The sequence below is a fragment of the Clostridium hydrogeniformans DSM 21757 genome (assembly GCF_000686705.1).
In the GTDB taxonomy this organism is placed as follows: Bacteria; Bacillota; Clostridia; order Clostridiales; family Clostridiaceae; genus Clostridium_Z; species Clostridium_Z hydrogeniformans.
In genome coordinates this window covers 17,002-36,674 of the sequence record NZ_JMLJ01000007.1, presented here as the reverse complement: position 1 = coordinate 36,674, position 19,673 = coordinate 17,002, and the positions used below count along the sequence as shown (strand labels likewise).

Below are 19,673 nucleotides of genomic sequence, written 5' to 3'. Positions count from 1 at the left end.
TGTAGTATAACATTAACTAAACCAGTCATTTATCCTTCATTAGTATTTACAATAAATTTTTAATCTGCTAAATAATCATTATCTGAGCTATTAATTTTTTCTTTTTCAAATGGAATTAAACTTTTTCTTCTTATTGAATACATAACAGCATCATCATATTTCATAGTTTCTTTAATAGTCAATTTGTACATAAAATTTAATACAAGTTATAAGAAAAATTCCACACTTTTTCTAGAGTGTTTTTTACAGGTAATTTGTTGTTCATTATATTTAAATTAAGGCATGGAATCACATCATGACTCTCATGCCAACAAAATAATTATTAAAGAAATCCAACTACGGAAAAGGATTTCTTTACACCTTAAAAAATCATAATCATATATTCTTATAAGTACTTTATCTTTCATTAAATATGAATAGATTTAATACTTAAAGTCACTCCAATTTACTTGAGTTATTTTTCCATTCTGCCAATCTTCTTTTATAATACCATAGCCAATTGCATCATATGCTATTCCATCATTACCAACCCATGCCTTTCTATGGTGTGCTTCTTTAGCAAAACCACACTTATAAAATACACATCTCATAGCATAATTATCTTGCCTTGTATTAGCTTCTATTCTTTCTTTATCAGAAAAATTATTGAATATATAGGAGACTAACCAATTGACAGCACTTGTCCCAATTCCAATGCCTTTGTACTTGCTTAAAATTCTTAAATCAAACAAAGGATCACCATCTTGTAAATCATAGATCCTTATCATCCCCGCTTTTTTACTATCATCTAAAATAACCCAAAATGTTTTGCAGTCATCTCCAGTATAATATTGGTTTTCGTAGCTAGCTCTAATCCTTTCTGGCTTAGGGTTAGGTGTTCCAAAAAACTCCCAAGTATCTGATGTGAGAAAATCTATAAGTTCATCAATTTCATCTTTAAACTCTTCAAAACATACGTTCATTCCCTTTCTCCTCCTTGCATCTACTAGGATTATTTTCCTTTTATGTGTTTCTTTAATTATATTTCATGTTTAATCCAATAGCAACGGTTCCACAAGAAATTTCTTCCTATTTCTCATTAGAATCTATAAGTGATACTTTATTACCTTTTTCCATTTTTTTATTTTATCCATATAATACTTTAATAAATTAAAAAATAGAGATTATTCTATTCTCTTCCTTTGAAGTTGTTTTTAGTTGACATAGTTACTGTTTTAAAGAAAATTTTCATATGTGCTTCCCTACTTTTTATCTAACTTAAATTTAATAGAGGATTTCATAAATTCTCTTTCATCTTCTTCATCACTTATGGTATATTTTTGTAAAAACTAATCAAAATATACTAATTCAAGATTATTGAATATTTTATAAAATTCCAAAATAAAAAAGCTAGATTAATTAACCTAACTTTTTTATTTATGTTCTTCATCATATTTATTATCCAAATACTTAGCTTTTTTTACCTTACAAAATTATTATTAAAAATAATAACTACAGCACTTCATACATAAATAAATTCAATTCATTATCTTCCACAGTATTTAGAGCAGTCTTAAAAAATCTAGTCTTAATACTTTTTTTATTTACTAATTTTAAAGGAGCATCATCTCTAATTAGATACTTATGATTTTCATCTATATATCCACCATAGCCTATTATAAATATATATTTTTTACATCCATGCTCCTTTTGAAGTTTTAAAACATCATTTTTAATATGCTTATCATCGTCTCTTATCCATATTTTAAATTCAATTAACGCCTCTAAAGTTCCATCTTCCCTTAATAGGGCAAGATCACAATGTTTATTAGCATTACTAGGATAGGGATATTCCCAATAAACTGTAAAAGGAAACTTTGTTCTTAAAAGTTCTTTAAAAATTAAATTAACTCATCTAATTTTCAGATAGTAGAAAAAACACCATCTGAAGGAAGATTTCTTATATTGGTCTAGAACTTTATTCCATATGTCTTATGTCACCACCAAATGACCAATAATTCCTCTCAAGAAAATCAATAAACTTATTTGAGAATTCATCCTCTGAACAACTTTCTGGAACTGATACACAACCATTTATTTCAATTTCTCTAGTTTTAATAAACTCCCTATCCCCCTCTTCTTCAAGAGCATCAAGTATTCTATCTGCCGCTTTACGGTATTTTTCTATTCTTTCATAATCTTTCTTTGTAGGATTTTTAATTCTTGATAAAGCCATATTATCACACAAATCAGCCAACTTAATATAAGAAGCTATTTTATTATTAATGATTCTGCCATAACTTTCATCCTTTCTTCTTGTTAAGGCATCTAAAGCAGATAATATTTCTTCTGAGAACCCTTCATCTCTTAAGTAATCTAATGTAATATCTGTATCTTCAATTACATCATGAAGCACTGCACATATTCTCTCGGTTTCATTTATTCTTGAAAACATTAATCGTAATGGGTGCAATATATAAGGTTCACCAGCTTTATCAGTTTGCCCTTGATGGGCATTTGTTGCTATGAGTATGGCTTTTTCAATAATATTAACACCTCCTGTTATAACATCATTTTGATTACACTACACCATGGCTATTAATTTTAAGTAGATAGACGTTTTCATATAACAGGATACTGATATACTAAAATATCTATCTACTCACAAAAATGAAAACCTTTTTTAAAGTCTTAATTATAGAAATTTTGTAAATAATAATTGCACTAAACAACAACCTCCTCATTTTGATTTAAATTATCAATTTGAAAATTATCTTTTTTGAATTTATCAATTTGAAAAGACCTGTCAATTGTATTTTCTATACATTTATCTATATTATTAGCAAGGATAGGTGTACCTTCTCCATTCAATTCTACTTCAATAAAGTACTCTAAAGTACCATTATTACCAGTAATAGGGCTATTTGTAATTCCTAATATGGATAGATTTTGCTCTATAAAATTATTACATAAAGACTTAAGTACATCATAAAAAACAACCTTGTCATTAATTTTTCCAGTTCTTCGAATCATTGAAGATTCGACTTCAAAAAGAGGTTTTACTAAACAAATTACAATTCCTGGTCTCTCCCTAAATATATTTTTACATATAGGTAAAGCTTTAGCTAAGGACAAGTATGACAAATCTAAGGTTATAATCTCCGGTATAGGATCTAACATACAAAGTGATGGGTCACTTAAATTTGTTCTTTCTAAATTCACTATTTTCGGATTAATAGCTAGTTTTCCAGCTAATTGTCCATACCCAACATCCACAGCATATACATTTGCTGCTCCATTACTTATTAAGAAATCTGTAAATCCACCCGTAGAAGCTCCACAATCTAAAGCAATCTTATTTTTCACATCAATACCAAAGTCTTTAATAGCACCTTCTAATTTGAATCCCCCTTTATTAACATAGGTTTTCTTATAATATTTTCGTACTCTTATGATGCTATCAATTGCTATTTTTTCTTTGCAACTCTTAGCTGGTTGATCATTAACTAGAACTTGTCTAGCCATAACCCAAGGCATAGCTTCATGTTCATTTTCAAACCATCCATCTTGAATAAGTTTGTCTATCAATAAACATTTTTTCTGTTTTTTCATAAAAAGAATCCCCCTCATTACTTGTTACTATAAATTTATTTACAGTAACTTTCATTTACTCTTTATATATCAATGGTTGCAAAATTTCTTATATACTCACTGAATCACACTCAATATAACCCCATAAAAAATATATTATTATAGATTTAATTCCACCCTACTTATTTATAAAAGTGTATCCATTATGAACATCCTCTTATATTAGCTAATATATTGCTAACTGTTATACTTGAATTTCGCTTCTTTAAAATCTTTATAATTATAGGTCTCTAAATTATAGCCTCTCTCATCTGAAAATATTTTAGGTTCTATTGTATAAAGTCCTTCTATATCCATACATTTTTCAAACTTGAATTGTCCCATTTTCCCCTCCATACATTAAATCAATTTTTATAATTTCATCTCACAACATCATGCCGTCTTAGAATGATTTACAAAATACCTGCAAATATATTAATTATCTTTTTTTATTTGCCACTTGACACTTTAAAAATAGTACTAGAATCTATTCTCAGATAACATAATTCATTTAAAATTTCTTCATTAATATGAGAAATTTTCAAAAAATGTCTTTCTATAAATCCCCATATCATATTTCTTTCATCATTGAACTTATTGTATTCTATACATTTCTTAATTCTTAATATTCTGTATATTTTTAATATTAATACATAATTTTACATTATTCAAGTAATTTTACAAATTAGTTTTCACCTAATATGTGGTATTAGAACTCTTATTTAAAGTAATTTGTATATAAATCATTATTCTCTTTTGGAGTTAAAATTAAAATTTTTCTGCTTCATTTTTTATTATTTCAACTAATGACTTAAAAGTTTTTGTTTGAAGTTTATCTTTATGAAAAGCAATTTGATTGATATTACTTAATTCCAGATCACAAATGCATACCTCTAAAATCTTTCCTTTACTTATTTCATCTTCTACCAATATTTTAGGCAATATACTTACTCCAAGATTTTGCTCTACTGCTCGAATTAAAGCCTGAGAATTAACACTTATCCATTTGGGCTCTACAGATATATTATGTAACAATAAAGCACTATCAAAAGTATCACGAATTGCACTACCTTCTTCTCTTAATAGTAGTTTTTCTTTTATTAAATCACTAACAGTTATAGACTTTTGTAAAGCAAATTTATGTTTAGGAGAACAAATGGCTATTAATCTATATGATGAAAAGGGAATTTTTATTAATTGATCATTATAAATAACTCCTTCAAGCAAAGCTAAATCAATTTCATTATTAATTAACTTCTCTTCAACCTCTCTAGCATTATCAATTATAATTTTTGTTGGAGTATTTTTATGAACTGTTTCAAATTTTTCTATTACTTTTGGTAATAAAAAATTAGCAATTGTTATGCTTGAACCAATTTTAATAGTTGCATTCATCTCTAATTCTTTAGTGTTTTTTTCTAAATCATCATATAAATCTAATAACTTTATTGTTTTTTCTAAAAATAGTTTGCCAGTTTCATTTAAATAAAGCCTTCTTGAAATTCTATCAAATAGACATATACCTAAATAATCTTCTAACTCACTTATTGCATTAGAAACTGCGGGCTGTGTCATAAATAACTTTTCAGATGCCTTAGTAATAGTCTCCTCTTCACATACAATTTTAAAAATACGTAGATGCCTTAACTTCACATAAATTCCCCTTTCATTACTAAATAGTTATATTAATTATAATATTATACTATTTTACTTATAATCTTACCATAATATATAATTAAAGAAAGTTCTTAACTTATATATTTAGGAGAGTTTTATTATTATGAAATTAAAAAAATTAAAACTTTATTTCTCCCTATTTAGAATAATGTTTTCTATAAGCTCCTTTACCTTTGGGGGTGGATATATTGTTATACCTATGATGAGGAAGTATTTTGTTAATAATTTAAATCTAATTAGTAATGATGAATTATTAGATATGGCGGCAATTTCCCAATCAGCCCCTGGCGCAATTGCAGTTAATATTTCAGTATTAATAGGTTATCGTCTTGCTGGATTTATAGGTGCTGTTATTAGTTGTATTGGAACAATTCTTCCTCCCCTGTTTATTTTATCTATTATATCTTCTTTTTATAGTGTGTTTAGAGATAATACAGTTATTTCTTCAATACTTAAAGGAATGGAAGCAGGTATGGCTGCTATTATCGTAGATTTAGTAGTTGATATGAGCAAAGGAATTTTAGCTGAAAAAAACTTATTGCTGACGTTAATAATTCCAGCTTCATTCTTAGCTAGTTTCTTTTTAAATATTAATGTTATTTTAATTGTTCTTTTCTGTTCATTTCTATGTTTAGTACAAATTTATTTTAAAAATAGCAAGGAGGATTCTAGATATGACTAAACCTATAATCGCCTTACTATTAAGCTTTTTAAAAATTGGTTTATTTAGTATAGGGGGTGGTTATGCCACAATACCATTAATAGAGGAGCAAGTAGTTAATTATCATCATTGGCTTACTTTACAAGAATTCACTGATATTATTACAATCTCTCAAATGACACCAGGTCCACTAGCTGTTAACACCTCAACCTTCGTTGGAATACGCATTGCTGGGATATTGGGAGCAATAATATCTACATTAGGATGTGTTCTATCTGGATTCATTCTTTCCATTCTTTTATACAAATTCTTTAATAAGTATAAAAATACAGATAGCATTTTAAATGTTTTAAAGGGATTACGTTCTTCCTCCGTTGGACTAATTGCATCTTCAGCATCAACTATTCTTTTGATTGCTTTTTGTGGTTCACCATCAATAAATATGAATAATATTAGTTTAAATATGACTGCTATAATTATATTTACAATATCTCTATTTGGATTGAAAAAATTCAAACTCAATCCAATATTTATTATTATATTAACAGGTATTACAGGTTTAATTTTTTATCAATAAATATTATAAAGTAATAAAATTAAAAATTATAATATTATCCTAAATATCATAATTTTTTAATATCCTTATTAAATTTTTCAGTTATCCTTAAAACTGTTTCTATATATCTACTATGTTTATTTTTCAAAACTGAATAAATCTCTGTATCAGAAATCCTAGAAACTTTGCAAAATCTTTAGGACATATAAGATATTCTCTTATATGAATTTATTTTAATCTGCTTTCCATTATAAAACTACATCTAATATATACCATCTTCATACATAGTAGATTTTCGATTTCTTTTAATTAACATAAAAAAAGTAGACTAAGGATTATTCCATAGTCCACCTTTTTATGTTAAATAGTTATAGGTACAGTTTACTTTCATTTGTTATTGAGTATATAATAAACTTCATTGTCTATCCAAATACCATCTTCCTTAATAAATTTTTCTCTTACACATTCAAACTTAAATCCTGCAGAGAGAACAATCCTTTTTGATATCTCATTATCTATATTAATATGTGCTTCCAGACGGTGAAAATTTAGATCTTCAAATCCAATTTGGATAATAGCACGTATAGCTTCTTTTGCATATCCTAGTTTCCAAAACTGATTGAAAATAGTATATCCAATTCGTGCATATTGAAAATCTTCTCTCATATGAGTAGTTATATCACAATATCCAATTGATGCACCATTAGTTTTCAAAAAAATATTTAACATGTAGCTATAATCTTTTTTACCGAGTTCTTCACGCTCTTTAAGTTTGTTTTTAAACCATTCTTCTGTTAAAAAGGATGTATCAAACCACCCCTCATCAAACTTTGTTTTAGATGGTGCTTGTCCATTAAAACCTTCAAGCCAGTTTTTGTAATCATACATATTTAATGGTCGTATTTGTAAACGACTAGTCTCTTTGCAAATATCTAAATATTTAATCATCTATACCTCCACAATTTAATTAAATAATCTTTAGTCACTGTTCTCCAGAATGAAAATTTATTTATATAAAATTATAACATTTAATACAAAATATAGATGAATATATTTTATAAATATTTTAATACCATACTATAGAGTTTTAAAAAACTACATAACAAAATTGATTACCATATAAGAATACAGTCTTAACCCCTCGTATTACTTGACTTTTTTATTATAATTATCAACTTATCTATATATGTACATCCATTTTTAGTGCTTTTATTTTTATAACTTCTAATAAGTTTCCTTCCATACTTAATCGTATTGCCGTCAAATTCCCTTCATACCCTGACCCAGTATCAATATTCCAACTATTACTTTTTTCATTGTAAATAGGTTCATTATCTTTACAAGGAGTATAGCCTATTACTTGAAGTTTTCCTATATTTTTTAGATTACTTATATTCCAAATTACGCTTCTCTCATCGCTTTCATCAAATGGATCTACGCAGTCCTCTGCAATACCAGCATGACTTACAAAAACTTTTTCATTGCTCCAATATAAAGGCATTTTATAAAACCAACTTATATCTTCTTCTATATTAAACTTGCCATCTTCATATTGTCTTAAAGTTTCTTTTCAACATTGCCTCAACCAATTACCATTTGATCAACTATAGTAATGCTCGATTATTTAACACTCATGATTGCCTTTGAGAAATACAACATTATTGGGAAACTTTAATGATAGTTTCCTGCAATATCTTACTGTTTCAGAGGTATTTTTTCCTCTATCTATTATGTCTCCAACTTGAATCAGAATATCATTTTTCTCATTCTAGTATTTCTCTAATAATTCTCGAAAGGTATAATAGCATCCATGTATATCACCAACAATTAAAAGATTCATGAATTAAGTCTCCTTTTTATAATAACTATTTAATAGTTTTGATAAGCAATATTTTACGATTAAGAATCAACTGATATATAAATTATACCATTTTCTCCTATTATTAAAAACTTCTATATAATACTAAAAGTATGATAAAGAGTTTTCTCTTCTTAGTATTTTCAATATTAGGTGTATTTTAAAACTTCATGATACTGATATATATTCTATTTTTGTAAGGTATTTGAATAAACCTAGAAATATCTTTAAATTTTCTTAGTAAATTATATAAAAAGACACCTAGTTTCCTAGATGTATTTATTAATTAACTATTTTGTTCCTTCATACTCTCTAACTTCAAAAGATACTATCTTATCATGTACTATATATTCCTTAACTGTTTTATAAGGACTAATTTTTTTATTAAATGCATATGTTGCTGGTCCTTTCCCATTAGCTCTTTCCTCAAACCAGTTTATAAATTTATCTACTTCTTCCATGGATACATCATACTCTTTAGTAGCTCCATTTACTAAAGAGATACTAAGTATTGCATTATTCTTATTTTCTATTACTGGTTTAGTAACATTAACCTTACAAGTAGCAGTTAGTTCAGTTCCATCTAGCTTAGCTGTTATTGTTGCTTGTCCTACTTTTAGAGCCTTTACATTTCCTTCTTGATCAACTGTAGCTATGCTTTCATCACTTGATGACCATGTTACTTTTTTATTTGTAGCATCTTTTGGTAACACTGTCGCTATTATTTTATCAGAATCACCTTCTAATAAATTCAAATTATCAGTATTTAATTTGATGAATAAATTATTGTTGATATTCTCGTTATCAAATGGCATAAATCCAGTTGGTGGGGTATATTTAAATTGTTGAGACCCAAAATTAGCAGTTACCTTACTTGTTCTCCAGCTACCTCCATTCTCATAAAATGGATAGTACTTTTCTATATTAGGTATATTTTTTTCACCTTGGGATTTATTATTTTTATAAAAAGTTATTTTTTGTGATTCAATATCTAATGCTATACCAATAACATCACCAGCGCCAAAACGTTCCCCATATTGCTCATTACCTTTATATATATTTCCATTTTCTCCATAGTATACAATCGCATTATCATAACGTAATGGATTTCCTGTAATGTTAATAGGATTGTCATTAGCTACCCCCAAAGCTGCTACTGATTCCTCATTTATCGATACTTCCCAATACCATTTACCTGATGTCTTATAATTAGTAGCTCTAACTCCTGATATATTATTCCCTATACTTGCAGTAAGTCGATTATTAGTTAAAGTACAATATTGCGAATTTTCATTAGGATTCCATGTAGTCCCCTTTCCTAATGCTTCTTTTATTTCTCCTACATCATCTATTTCTATTGCATCAATCTCAAAAGATCCTTCATCTTTATTTGTAATTTTCACATTATGTGTAGTAAGTTCCATGTTTAGTTTCTCATAAGATAGTCTTTGACCAATAGTGGGATGATTTAAATTCTCTATACTCTGTGAAAATGTTTCTACAGATTTCCCATCTATCTCAACTTCACATTTTGAACTTCTATTCCCCAAAATTGCACTAAAAATTCTAAATTTACTACCATAAAATCTAAATGATACACTTTCATCTTTTGAAAGAAGTTTTGTCTGTCCTTTATAAAATATTCCATTTGAAAATTGTGAAAAATTCGAGTAATTAAATCCTTTATATGTATCATCATATCGCTTCCATCCTTTTTCAGGATATGTAAGCTGATCCCCAACTTTTGCACTATTATCTGGTGTATTATTTAGATTTTGAGTACCTACAACAAAGTCAGTTTTTTCTTCTGCTTTAACAATATAGTTTTTTCCTAAATCAAAAGATATAGCAAAGAATATTACTATAAATGCTAAAGCTAAACTTATTTTCTTTTTCATTATGTCTCCCCCTTATTTTAAGCTCTTGTCTATTATAAAATATCCTTTATTTCAATTCAAATACATTTTTACAACATATTTCTATATATTTCTTAATTAATTGTATATATTGTTAATTTTATATTTTAAATCATTAAACATATATTAATTAGAAAAATCACTTATTCACTACTCCAGGTATAATGAGGGAGACTTTCACCTCCTAGTATCTACTTGATCATATTTTATACTGTAAACACATAAGTTGTATAATGTCTGCTGTGGTTACTTGTATTCTTTTCTATACTATCGTTATATATCAAATAAAATCATAAAATTATCTGGATTTTATTCCAGAATTATCTCTCATTTTAGCCTATAAATCAACTTTACCAATTAGATATACCTTTTATTAAACCATTTTTTAGTTTATTTATCCTTGATTGTGAAGAAGTAAGTTCATGACCTATCCTCTATTTCTTTTTCTTATTTTTATATTTTAGACTTAATGACTTTCTAGATTCATCATTTAAAACTTTATATTATAATCAATTATATTCTTATCAGGCTCTATACTCCTTATTAATTCTTCTAATTATTGTAATCTCTTATTCTCTTCTAACCTTCTATATTAATAAATCATCTATTATTTTAATCATAGTTCTCTTCACGTAGGTTACTCACCTGAGCTCCAAGTAACTCTTTCACTAAACTCTATGCCACTACTTTCTATTGGTATATTTATATTTGTTTATCTTATGTTCTATAATATATCTTTGATTTTCTAATAATTCTAAGGATATCTATCCTCTTATCTTTACTGAAATAATTATATAGTTTCTTATCAGTAGTTATAAATAAGTTTCTATCCATAATTACCTCCTTACATATAAAAATACCGCATATCCATTTCTGAATAATACGGTATTTTTATAAATATAATTTTTAGTTTCATTTTCCTAATGTAAGAATATTATCATATAGCTATAGTTGATATCTATGTTGATTTTATAGATCTAATAATCATCCTACTATATTCTTAAACTTCTGTTTGCTCAGCATATTTTTTAAAATTATTTAAAATTGCCTGCCATCCATTTTGTTGAAGCTCAATTGGATTGCTTTTTTCAGCTTCAAAAACTTCTACTATCTTAGTTTTATCTTGCTTATCTATAAAGCTTATTTCAACCTTTCTACCGTCATCCATAATATATTCAATAATCTCATATAATTTTACTTCAGTATAAGTACCACCAAACTCAAATCCAAAACTACCATCTTTAGCTTCTATCCTTGAAATAAATTTTCCGCCTACTCTTAAATCATTTTCAGAAAATGGAGTGTGCCAATCATCAGAAGCATTATTCCACTTAATTATATGTTGTGGCTCTGTCCAATATCTCCACACTTTTTCTATATGTTCATCAACTGTTGTTTCTACCTTTATCTTTGAATTAGTATTTTGTTTCATACTATTTTCACCTCTTTTAAATTTTATATCTATGTAATTCTTATAATGCTACAATATAATATGATTATACACTGATAAATCACTAAACTATATATTTCTCAATACTTTATATAGGAATTATTATAATACAAATTCTTGATTTCCTACAAATATATCTATACAGAAATATATTATATTTAATGTAGTTTTATATCAATATACGAATCTCTCTATTCTTGGAACTCAATTTAAAGTATGTTATTATTATTAAAAGACTTTCTATTAATATAGATTAAATAAAATTAATTTTAAAAATCACGGGAGATCTGTATGGAAAAACTTACTTTTGTAATGGAAAATTATTTAGAAGCTATTTATGAGTTATCAGAAGAAGGCAAAGGAGTCAAAATGACTCGTATAGCAGAGAAGCTTGGAGTAACTAAAGCTAGCACTAATAGTGCTATGGTAACTTTAGCTGAAAAGGGACTTGTAACTAATGAAAAATATAAGGAAATTTTTTTAACTCCTTTAGGCTTAGAAATAGCTAAATTTACATATAAAAAGCATCACATTATTAAAGATTTCTTTATAAAAATTCTAAATATCGATAGTTCTATTGCAGATGAAGACGCTTGTGCTATAGAACACGTTATTAGTTCAGATTCTGTTTATGCTATGCAAAAATTTCTTTCAGAACATGAGAATAAATAAAAAATCAACGACTCAAAATTGCTTTGGCGATTTTAAGTCGTTAATTTTTTTCCCTTTAAGATACCTGACTTCTATAGAGCATAGAGTAAGTTTCTCCAGAACGAATAAGCTCATCATGGGTTCCCATTTCTCTAATGCCTGTTCCTTCTAAAACTACAATTTTATCTGCATTACGGATAGTTGATAATCTATGGGCAATTACTATAGTTGTTCGATCTTTTGAAATTTCATCTAATGCAGATTGGATTTCTTTCTCTGTTTTTGTATCAAGAGCTGACGTAGCTTCATCTAAAATAAGAATAGGTGAATTTCTAAGAATTGCTCTAGCTATGGAAATTCTCTGTTTCTGCCCTCCAGAAAGACGTACTCCACGCTCACCTATTATGGTATCATAACCATTTTCTAAACTCTCAATAAAATCATGAGCATTAGCTGCTTTTGAGGCCTCAAGAACCTGGTCCCTAGTAGCTTCTTTCCAACCATAAACAATATTTTCATAAATTGTTCCATTAAATAAAAAGGTATCCTGTAAAACCATGCTTATATTATCCCTAAGACTTTTTAAAGTTACATCTTTAATATCTATTCCATCGATTAAAATGTTTCCATTCTGAGGATCATAAAATCGATTTAAAAGACTAGCTATTGTGGTTTTACCAACCCCAGTTGACCCAACAAAAGCTACAGTTTCCCCCGGATTTATTTTTAAATTGATATTTTTCAAAACATTTATCTCATCATTGTAAGAGAAAGAAAGTTCCTTAAACTCAACTTTTCCTTTAACCCTAGGTAATTTCTTTGCATTAACCTTCTCCTTAACATCTGGAACTTCATCCATAACCTCAAAGACACGCTTGCACCCTGCAACTGCGGTACCTGACATTTCCATAAGCCTTGAAAAACTCTTTATAGGTCCATAAAACATACCAAGGTACATAGAAAATCCTACAATATCTCCAATATTAATTTCTCCTCTTGAAACCATAAATCCTCCAAATATTATAACTATAACAGAACCTAGAGTTGTGAAAAATGCAAGAAGTGGAAAAGTGGTTTCAAAAAAGAAGCTTGCTCTTAAGTATGCTTTACTATGTTTCATAGAAAGATTCTTAATCCTTTTTTCTTCTCTTTCCTGTTGATTGAATATCTGTATTTCTTTAATTCCAGAAAAATTATCTTGAACAGTACCAGAGAGTTCTCCTCTAACCATAGAATTTTGCTTCCATATAGGAGAAAGATGCTTACTTTGCCAAAGAGTAATCATAATAAGAAAAGGAATAGTAACAAGACTTAGAAAAGCTAGCTTTACGTTAATAGAAAATAGTAGTATCCCCACACCTATGAAAGTCAATATATTAACAATAAAATCAGGGATTACGTGTGCTAAAAGAATCTCTACCTCCATAACATCATTAATAACTCTACTAGTTAAATCTCCTGTACGGCTTTTATTAAAATACTTAAGTCCCATATGTTGAAGTTTAGAGTAAAGTTCTGTTCTCATATCTGCAACATAATGCAAAGCTGCATGATGGTTTAAATATCCTGAAATAGAGCTTCCAGCTGATTGAAGTATAGTTGCAACTAAAAGCATCAATCCTATTTGTAAAGATTGAGCTCCAAAATCAAGGCTTCCTTCTGTTGCTATACTTGTAAGCTCTCTTAAGGCCCAGGGATTATAAAATCCTGCTATAGTAGAAATAATAATAGATATTAGTGCTAATATTAAATGAATCCAATATCTTCTTGCTCCCATAAAAATACGTAAAGTGGTTCTCATATACCTACCGCCTCCTTTTCCTTCAATTGCACATCATCATTTTCATCTATAATATCATAGGTAAGGCACACTGGACGATTGCTCTTAGGCTCAATAACAACATCAGCATTGATATTGAAGGTTTTTTTAAGAACCTCTGGAGTCATAACTAGCTCAGGAGTTCCATGTTTTATTATAGATCCTTTTTGAATAGCAATAATATAGTCAGAAAATCTTGCAGCAAGATTTAAATCATGTAGTACCATAACAATAGTACACGTTTGCTTACGGTTAAGCTCATATAAAAGCTTTAAAACCTCTAATTGGTGAGCAAGGTCAAGATAAGTAGTAGGTTCATCTAATAAGATTAAATCAGTTTGCTGTGCTAGAGCCATAGCAATCCAAACTCTCTGTCTTTGCCCTCCTGATAAAGTATCAACTTCTCTTCTCTCAAATTCACTTAACTTAGTTACAGATAAAGCCCATTTAACAATTTCTTTATCTTCCTCAGTGAGATTTCCAAAACCTTTTTGATGAGGAAAACGTCCATATGCAACTAACTCACTTACAGTAAGTCCACTTGGTGCAGTAGGAGTTTGAGGAAGTATTGCCATCTTTTTAGCTATTTCTTTTGTAGGTAATTTACTTATATCCTGTCCACTTAGATGTACTATACCCTTCTTAGGTTTTAATATACGTCCAACTGCTTTCAAGATAGTTGATTTACCACAGCCATTTGCTCCTATAATAGAAGTTATCTTTCCCTTTGGTATCTGCATATTTAATTCCTTTACAATGAGAGTATCTTCATAAGCTATATCTAAATTTTTAGTTTCAATACTTTTCATACAAACCTCCTTAATGTGACTTTACTAATAGGTATAAGAAGTAAGGTGTACTTAATACAGTAATAATAATTCCTGTAGGAACATCAGTTCCAAAACTTATAGTCCTAGTAATAGTGTCTGATAATAGAATAATTATTGAGCCTACTAAAGATGCTGTAGGAATCAATAGTTTATGATTTGAGCCTACAAACTTTCTTGCCATATGTGGAGAAATCATTCCAACAAAAAAGAAGTTTCCACCTAAGGCTACACTACCTGATGATAGAGCAACAGCTGCTACAGCTAGACCTATAAATTCCCTCTTTACTGCTACTCCTAAGCCTGTTGCAGTTTGATTCCCAAGATTTAAAGTGTTCAAAATACGAGATTTATAAAATACATATAAAAACAGAATCAATACCCAAGGTGCAAGAATAGAAATATATGTCCAATTGTCTCCCCAAAGACTTCCTGCACTCCATCTTTGAATAAAATCCATCTGTTTTTCATCCAGCTTTAAAGTAAGCATCATAGTAAGAGCACTATATCCACTTCCAACAGCTACCCCTGTCAAAATTAATCCTGTAGGTGATATATTTTTTCCTTTTCTATAGGAAAGGAAAAATATAAGTACTGCTGCTGTCATTCCACCTACAAAAGCTAGAAGGGGAAGAGCAATAGCTGAAGATACACTATCTACCTTAAAAATCACTATAAACAATAATACAAATAATCCTGAACCAGAACTTATTCCCAAAGTTCCAGGACTAGCCATATCATTGCGAAGTAAACTCTGCATTACACATCCAGCTGTTCCCATACCAATACCTACAAGAATAGTTAATACAATACGAGGAAGACGAAAATCATATACTATAAGATTTTGCTTAGCTGTACCTTTTCCAAGAAGAACATTAAAAACTTCTGAAGGAGAGAGACTCATTTTACCTGAATTTACGCTTATTACTGCCACAACTAACAAAATAATGGTAAGTACCAAAATAATAGTTAGCCCACGTGAAACTGAATAACTCTTTTTCTTCATTCAAATTCCCTCCTTTGTGTTCTTGTAAGATAAAGAAAATATGGAACTCCTATTATAGCAAAAATAATTCCAATTGGAGTTTCATAAGGCTTATTAATAAGCCTTCCAATTAAATCTGCTACTACAGTAATTAAAGCTCCATATAGTCCTGAAGCTGGGATAATGTATCTATAATCTACTCCTATAAGGTAGCGAACAATATGAGGTACTATTAATCCTACAAAGCCAACAGGTCCAACAACGATTACAGAAAGCCCTGTAAGTATTAAAACAACTACAGTAGAAACCAATTTAACTTTCTTAGTATTAAGTCCAAGACCTATAGCTGCATCATCTCCAAGATTTAAAACCGTAATTGAAGGTGATATAACAAGAGCTACAATAATACCTACAATAAAGAATGGGAAAACTATAGCAAGTTCACTCCATTTAGCACCTGCTGTTCCTCCAGCAGTCCAGTAAGCTAAAGCATGTCCTAGCCTATATTTAATAGAAATATATTGGCTAAAAGCACCAAATAACATTGATATAGAAATCCCTGCTAAAACAAGCCTCTGTGGTTTCATGCCTCCTTTGCCAATAGATGCAATGAAATAAGTCATACTTGTAGTAATAGCTGCACCAATGCAGGCAAAAAGCATCATCTGTCCGTAACTTCCACCAGGCAAAAATGCCATACAAAGAGCTATAGCAAAAGTAGCACCGCTACTTATACCCATAAGTCCAGAATCAGCAAGAGGATTTCTTGTAGTTCCCTGCATTATAGCCCCACATATGGCAAGGCTTGACCCAACAATTATATTAGCTGCTATACGAGGAAGTCGGAGAGTTTGAATAATCTGGTGTTCAGTTAAAGAAGAGTCAAAATTAAAAATGGCTCCCCAAGCCGTAGACAAATTCATATCAGCAGCTCCAAAAGAAATTGATGCTGCTGACATAATCACCAGCAAAACTACCCCTGCAATCATATAGATTGTAAAATTTAAAGCTCCTAATTGTCGCTTTTTATTATAGGCATTTTGCATATCTATTTTCCTTTCTTAATTAGAATTATTTAGCTAATGAATTTATTGCATTAACCATATAGTCAAGTTGTTCAGTAAGACTTGTAACATCAGAATAAAAGAAAAGTCCTGCATAGTTTCCTGGAATTTCTACAACTCTGCCTTCTGCAACAGCAGGAATGCTTTTCCAAATATCTGTCTTTGCATAATCAGACTCTTTACCTTCCTTCTTAAACCATAATATATAGTCACCAAAATACTCATGAGCTACTTCATAACTTATAGATCCTCGTCCTTCTCCTGATTTCTCTATAAGAGCTTTAAGCTTGTCTGGATATTTAAGTTTAAGGTATTCATATACTAAAGTACCACCTCTAGAGCCTGTCTCATAATATAGACCACTCCACTCCCCAGTAGCTCCCCAGTCTTCCAAGATGCTGAAAGTCTTACCTGTAAATCTATCACCTTTAAGAGTTTTCTTCGCATCAGCAAGTTTTTCTTCAAATTTAGAAACTGCTTTCTCTGCTTCACTAGTGCGTCCTGTAGCTTCCCCTATGGTTTTTATACGCTGAAGAGAATCCATATCTCCTTCTGGAATAACAAGGACTGGAGCTATTTTACTGAATTTATCAAAGTCTTCCTCATCATATGTAATGATAAGATCTGGTTCTAAATTCATTACTTCTTCTGGCTCCCACTTTTCAATTTTTGTAGACGCTTTAAGCTCATTATAAAAAGGCATACTTTCTTGAGCCCAAGCATTATATCCAGCTAAATTTAATCCTAAAGTAATAACCTCTCCAACATACCAATTAGCAATGACACGCTTAGGTTTGGCAGGAACTTCAATATCCCCTTTTACAGTACTTATAGTACGAACAGTTGATTCTTCTTTCTCTGCACTTTTAGATGAAGAGCAACCAGCAAAAATTGAAGTAGTAATAAATATTGCACAAAACAATGACAATAATTTTTTCATTCTATACCTCTCCCTTATAAATATCTTATATTAATTTAATAACACTAGCGCCTGTGTTATATACAAATGTAAGACTAGTCTAACTTTTAAAAGCGTAGCATTTATAGATTGTCCTGTCAATCTCTTAACAAACCCCTCTTAAGAAGTCGTTTTCTATTAAAATAAGAGTAACTTATTGCTTTATAAGAGTTAAATGAAAATGCTTCTCATAGTTATGGATTATAAGTTAAATAAAATGGATTATGTTTTTATTGAAAATCTTTCTCAAATGATGATATAATGTTCTTACCTTAAATTAAATAAAAGAGAGGTGTAAAGGTTTTATGGATGGATATAATGATCCTTCTTGGAGCGCTTTAGCAGAGAGATATAATCTTGTTAAAAGACCTTATGGTAATGGAAAGATTTATGATTTCCCTCCTCATTGGTCAAATGGATGGATTGCGGAAGCAAATCCTGCTAAAGGATTATTTGTTTCAAGTGCTTGGCTTACCCCAAGTGAACAGATAGTACATACAATTAATTCAAGTAAACCTTTTATGATTATCTTTTGTATTGACTGTGGAGAAATAGTCTACTCTCATCAGGGAAAAAAGAGACAAGTTCTTTCTCCAATCACTAATTTAATTATTAACCCTAAAAAACAATTTACTTTTACTTTCTCTAAAGACGTACATTATTGTTTTACTAGTGTTTTGATTTTTGATGACTTTATAAAACCTTTTCTCAAAGATCGCACCCATGCACCTAAAATCAGTGTTCAGGATGCAAAGCTTTGGAAAACTCAACACTACAATACCCCTGATATAATGCTTATTTTAGAACAAATTAGATGGGCTGTAAGAAATACAGACATGCCTTTACTTGCTTTTGAAGGTATGACTTTGCATCTTTTATCTTCAATAGCTAGAAATTTTCCTGATATTCCTAAAAGGAGAAGTAGTCGCCGTCACTATGTTACTTGGGAAAATGAGCAAAAGATTTATCAAGTGAAGAATAAGATTGATGAAGATATTTTAAATCTTCCAGATACAATTGAACTATGTAGAATAGCTGGAATGAGCGAAAGTAAACTTCGCGAATCTTTTAAAAATCATTATGGACTTCCTCTTTATAAATATATTCGAATAGAAACTATGAAAAGAGCCATGCAACTCTTATCTGCTGACCATCTAAGTATTCGTGGAATATCTGAACTATGTGGCTATAAAAACCCAGCCAAATTTGCTGCTGCCTTTAAAGATGTCCATGGAATTACTCCTAGTGATTTTAGAAAATCTTTTAACTTATAAAAAACGCCTTAACCCTTTATATTGCTAGGTTAAGGCTACTTTCCTTACTTATTTATTGTATGCTTCACCTTATCGTAAGTAAAAAAGTCTAGATTTTCCCATATACAATATAATTAAGATTATTTCACTTTCAAGTTTTGATTATATCTTTTATAAAAAATAAGATAGACTTACTTTAAAGCCTATCTACTATAGTCTAAACCTCTTCAATTTTGCATTTATAATCTTTAGTTTTTGAATTATAGCAGATTGCTACTGCAAGTATTTTTTATCCTTATTTTCTCTTCTTGGATGAAATGTTTATTATAACATAAGCCAAGGATACTTTTAATATCATTGGACTATTTCGTATATTAATTAAATTCAAC

Annotated in this window: 19 protein-coding genes and 2 pseudogenes; 4 read left to right on the top strand and 17 right to left on the bottom strand. The window is 29.3% G+C overall.

Annotated features, from left to right (window positions below):
• Positions 1 to 59: 59 nt before the first annotated feature.
• The 6 genes and pseudogenes from BR69_RS22260 to BR69_RS0104185 form a co-directional block, all read right to left on the bottom strand.
• Positions 60 to 191 carry a hypothetical protein gene (locus tag BR69_RS22260; RefSeq protein WP_278246079.1) on the bottom strand — a complete coding sequence of 44 codons (132 nt, stop codon included), beginning with the start codon at positions 189 to 191 and terminating at the stop codon, positions 60 to 62.
• A gap of 231 nt (positions 192 to 422) precedes the next feature.
• On the bottom strand, positions 423 to 962 hold the full coding sequence (locus BR69_RS0104205; RefSeq protein ID WP_027632071.1) for a GNAT family N-acetyltransferase: 540 nt from the start codon (positions 960 to 962) through the stop codon (positions 423 to 425).
• A gap of 1,157 nt (positions 963 to 2,119) precedes the next feature.
• Positions 2,120 to 2,527, bottom strand: a pseudogene (locus tag BR69_RS19880) (GTP pyrophosphokinase); the annotation flags it as partial.
• Between the two features lie 176 nt (positions 2,528 to 2,703).
• Positions 2,704 to 3,591: a TlyA family RNA methyltransferase gene (locus BR69_RS19875; RefSeq protein WP_051623483.1), complete on the bottom strand. Its 888-nt coding sequence runs from the start codon at positions 3,589 to 3,591 to the stop codon at positions 2,704 to 2,706.
• A 216-nt stretch (positions 3,592 to 3,807) separates the two neighbouring features.
• Entirely contained in the window at positions 3,808 to 3,954 is a 147-nt protein-coding gene (locus BR69_RS21405) for a dTDP-4-dehydrorhamnose 3,5-epimerase family protein (RefSeq protein ID WP_207640752.1), read from the bottom strand.
• A gap of 423 nt (positions 3,955 to 4,377) precedes the next feature.
• A complete protein-coding gene (locus BR69_RS0104185; RefSeq protein WP_027632070.1) occupies positions 4,378 to 5,262 on the bottom strand; it encodes a LysR family transcriptional regulator in 885 nt (294 codons plus the stop codon).
• 127 nt (positions 5,263 to 5,389) lie between these two features.
• Between BR69_RS0104185 and BR69_RS0104180 the strand changes: the two genes are divergently transcribed.
• Positions 5,390 to 5,968, top strand: a complete 579-nt coding sequence (locus BR69_RS0104180; RefSeq protein WP_027632069.1) for a chromate transporter — start codon at positions 5,390 to 5,392, stop codon at positions 5,966 to 5,968.
• The gene (locus BR69_RS0104175; protein WP_027632068.1) at positions 5,961 to 6,524 is read left to right on the top strand and encodes a chromate transporter; all 564 of its coding nucleotides are present in this window, start codon (positions 5,961 to 5,963) and stop codon (positions 6,522 to 6,524) included. Before BR69_RS0104180 ends, BR69_RS0104175 begins: the two co-directional genes overlap by 8 nt.
• Positions 6,525 to 6,890: 366 nt before the next feature.
• Here the strand turns inward: BR69_RS0104175 and BR69_RS0104170 are convergent, their stop codons facing one another.
• The 6 genes and pseudogenes from BR69_RS0104170 to BR69_RS0104150 form a co-directional block, all read right to left on the bottom strand.
• Positions 6,891 to 7,451 carry a GNAT family N-acetyltransferase gene (locus tag BR69_RS0104170; protein ID WP_034849344.1) on the bottom strand — a complete coding sequence of 187 codons (561 nt, stop codon included), beginning with the start codon at positions 7,449 to 7,451 and terminating at the stop codon, positions 6,891 to 6,893.
• A gap of 232 nt (positions 7,452 to 7,683) precedes the next feature.
• A complete protein-coding gene (locus BR69_RS21060) occupies positions 7,684 to 8,004 on the bottom strand; it encodes a metallophosphoesterase family protein (RefSeq protein WP_051623482.1) in 321 nt (106 codons plus the stop codon).
• A 123-nt stretch (positions 8,005 to 8,127) separates the two neighbouring features.
• Positions 8,128 to 8,256 (bottom strand): metallophosphoesterase, encoded by a 129-nt coding sequence (locus BR69_RS22435; RefSeq protein WP_084315274.1) that lies wholly within the window; start codon positions 8,254 to 8,256, stop codon positions 8,128 to 8,130.
• 395 nt (positions 8,257 to 8,651) lie between these two features.
• The gene (locus BR69_RS22370) at positions 8,652 to 9,176 is read right to left on the bottom strand and encodes an Ig-like domain-containing protein (protein WP_423219669.1); all 525 of its coding nucleotides are present in this window, start codon (positions 9,174 to 9,176) and stop codon (positions 8,652 to 8,654) included.
• A gap of 96 nt (positions 9,177 to 9,272) precedes the next feature.
• Positions 9,273 to 9,785, bottom strand: a pseudogene (locus BR69_RS22365) (SPRY domain-containing protein); the annotation flags it as partial.
• A gap of 1,492 nt (positions 9,786 to 11,277) precedes the next feature.
• Positions 11,278 to 11,709, bottom strand: coding sequence for an SRPBCC family protein (locus BR69_RS0104150; protein ID WP_027632066.1), 432 nt, complete (start codon positions 11,707 to 11,709; stop codon positions 11,278 to 11,280).
• Positions 11,710 to 12,018: 309 nt separating this feature from the next.
• On the opposite strand from BR69_RS0104150, the gene BR69_RS0104145 reads away from it, so the two are divergent.
• The gene (locus BR69_RS0104145) at positions 12,019 to 12,399 is read left to right on the top strand and encodes a metal-dependent transcriptional regulator (RefSeq protein WP_027632065.1); all 381 of its coding nucleotides are present in this window, start codon (positions 12,019 to 12,021) and stop codon (positions 12,397 to 12,399) included.
• Between the two features lie 55 nt (positions 12,400 to 12,454).
• Here BR69_RS0104145 and BR69_RS0104140 read toward each other — a convergent pair whose 3' ends face one another.
• Genes BR69_RS0104140 through BR69_RS0104120 form a run of 5 tightly spaced genes read right to left on the bottom strand, consistent with a single transcriptional unit; the run spans position 12,455 to position 18,013 of the window.
• The gene (locus BR69_RS0104140) at positions 12,455 to 14,179 is read right to left on the bottom strand and encodes an ABC transporter ATP-binding protein (protein WP_027632064.1); all 1,725 of its coding nucleotides are present in this window, start codon (positions 14,177 to 14,179) and stop codon (positions 12,455 to 12,457) included.
• Positions 14,176 to 15,006: an ABC transporter ATP-binding protein gene (locus BR69_RS0104135; protein ID WP_027632063.1), complete on the bottom strand. Its 831-nt coding sequence runs from the start codon at positions 15,004 to 15,006 to the stop codon at positions 14,176 to 14,178. Before BR69_RS0104135 ends, BR69_RS0104140 begins: the two co-directional genes overlap by 4 nt.
• 10 nt (positions 15,007 to 15,016) lie before the next feature.
• Positions 15,017 to 16,030 carry a FecCD family ABC transporter permease gene (locus BR69_RS0104130; protein ID WP_027632062.1) on the bottom strand — a complete coding sequence of 338 codons (1,014 nt, stop codon included), beginning with the start codon at positions 16,028 to 16,030 and terminating at the stop codon, positions 15,017 to 15,019.
• On the bottom strand, positions 16,027 to 17,055 hold the full coding sequence (locus BR69_RS0104125; protein ID WP_027632061.1) for a FecCD family ABC transporter permease: 1,029 nt from the start codon (positions 17,053 to 17,055) through the stop codon (positions 16,027 to 16,029). Before BR69_RS0104125 ends, BR69_RS0104130 begins: the two co-directional genes overlap by 4 nt.
• Before the next feature lie 25 nt (positions 17,056 to 17,080).
• Positions 17,081 to 18,013 carry an ABC transporter substrate-binding protein gene (locus BR69_RS0104120; protein ID WP_027632060.1) on the bottom strand — a complete coding sequence of 311 codons (933 nt, stop codon included), beginning with the start codon at positions 18,011 to 18,013 and terminating at the stop codon, positions 17,081 to 17,083.
• A 323-nt stretch (positions 18,014 to 18,336) separates the two neighbouring features.
• Here BR69_RS0104120 and BR69_RS0104115 point away from each other — a divergent pair, with 323 nt between their 5' ends.
• Positions 18,337 to 19,305: an AraC family transcriptional regulator gene (locus BR69_RS0104115; RefSeq protein ID WP_027632059.1), complete on the top strand. Its 969-nt coding sequence runs from the start codon at positions 18,337 to 18,339 to the stop codon at positions 19,303 to 19,305.
• Positions 19,306 to 19,673: the final 368 nt, after the last annotated feature.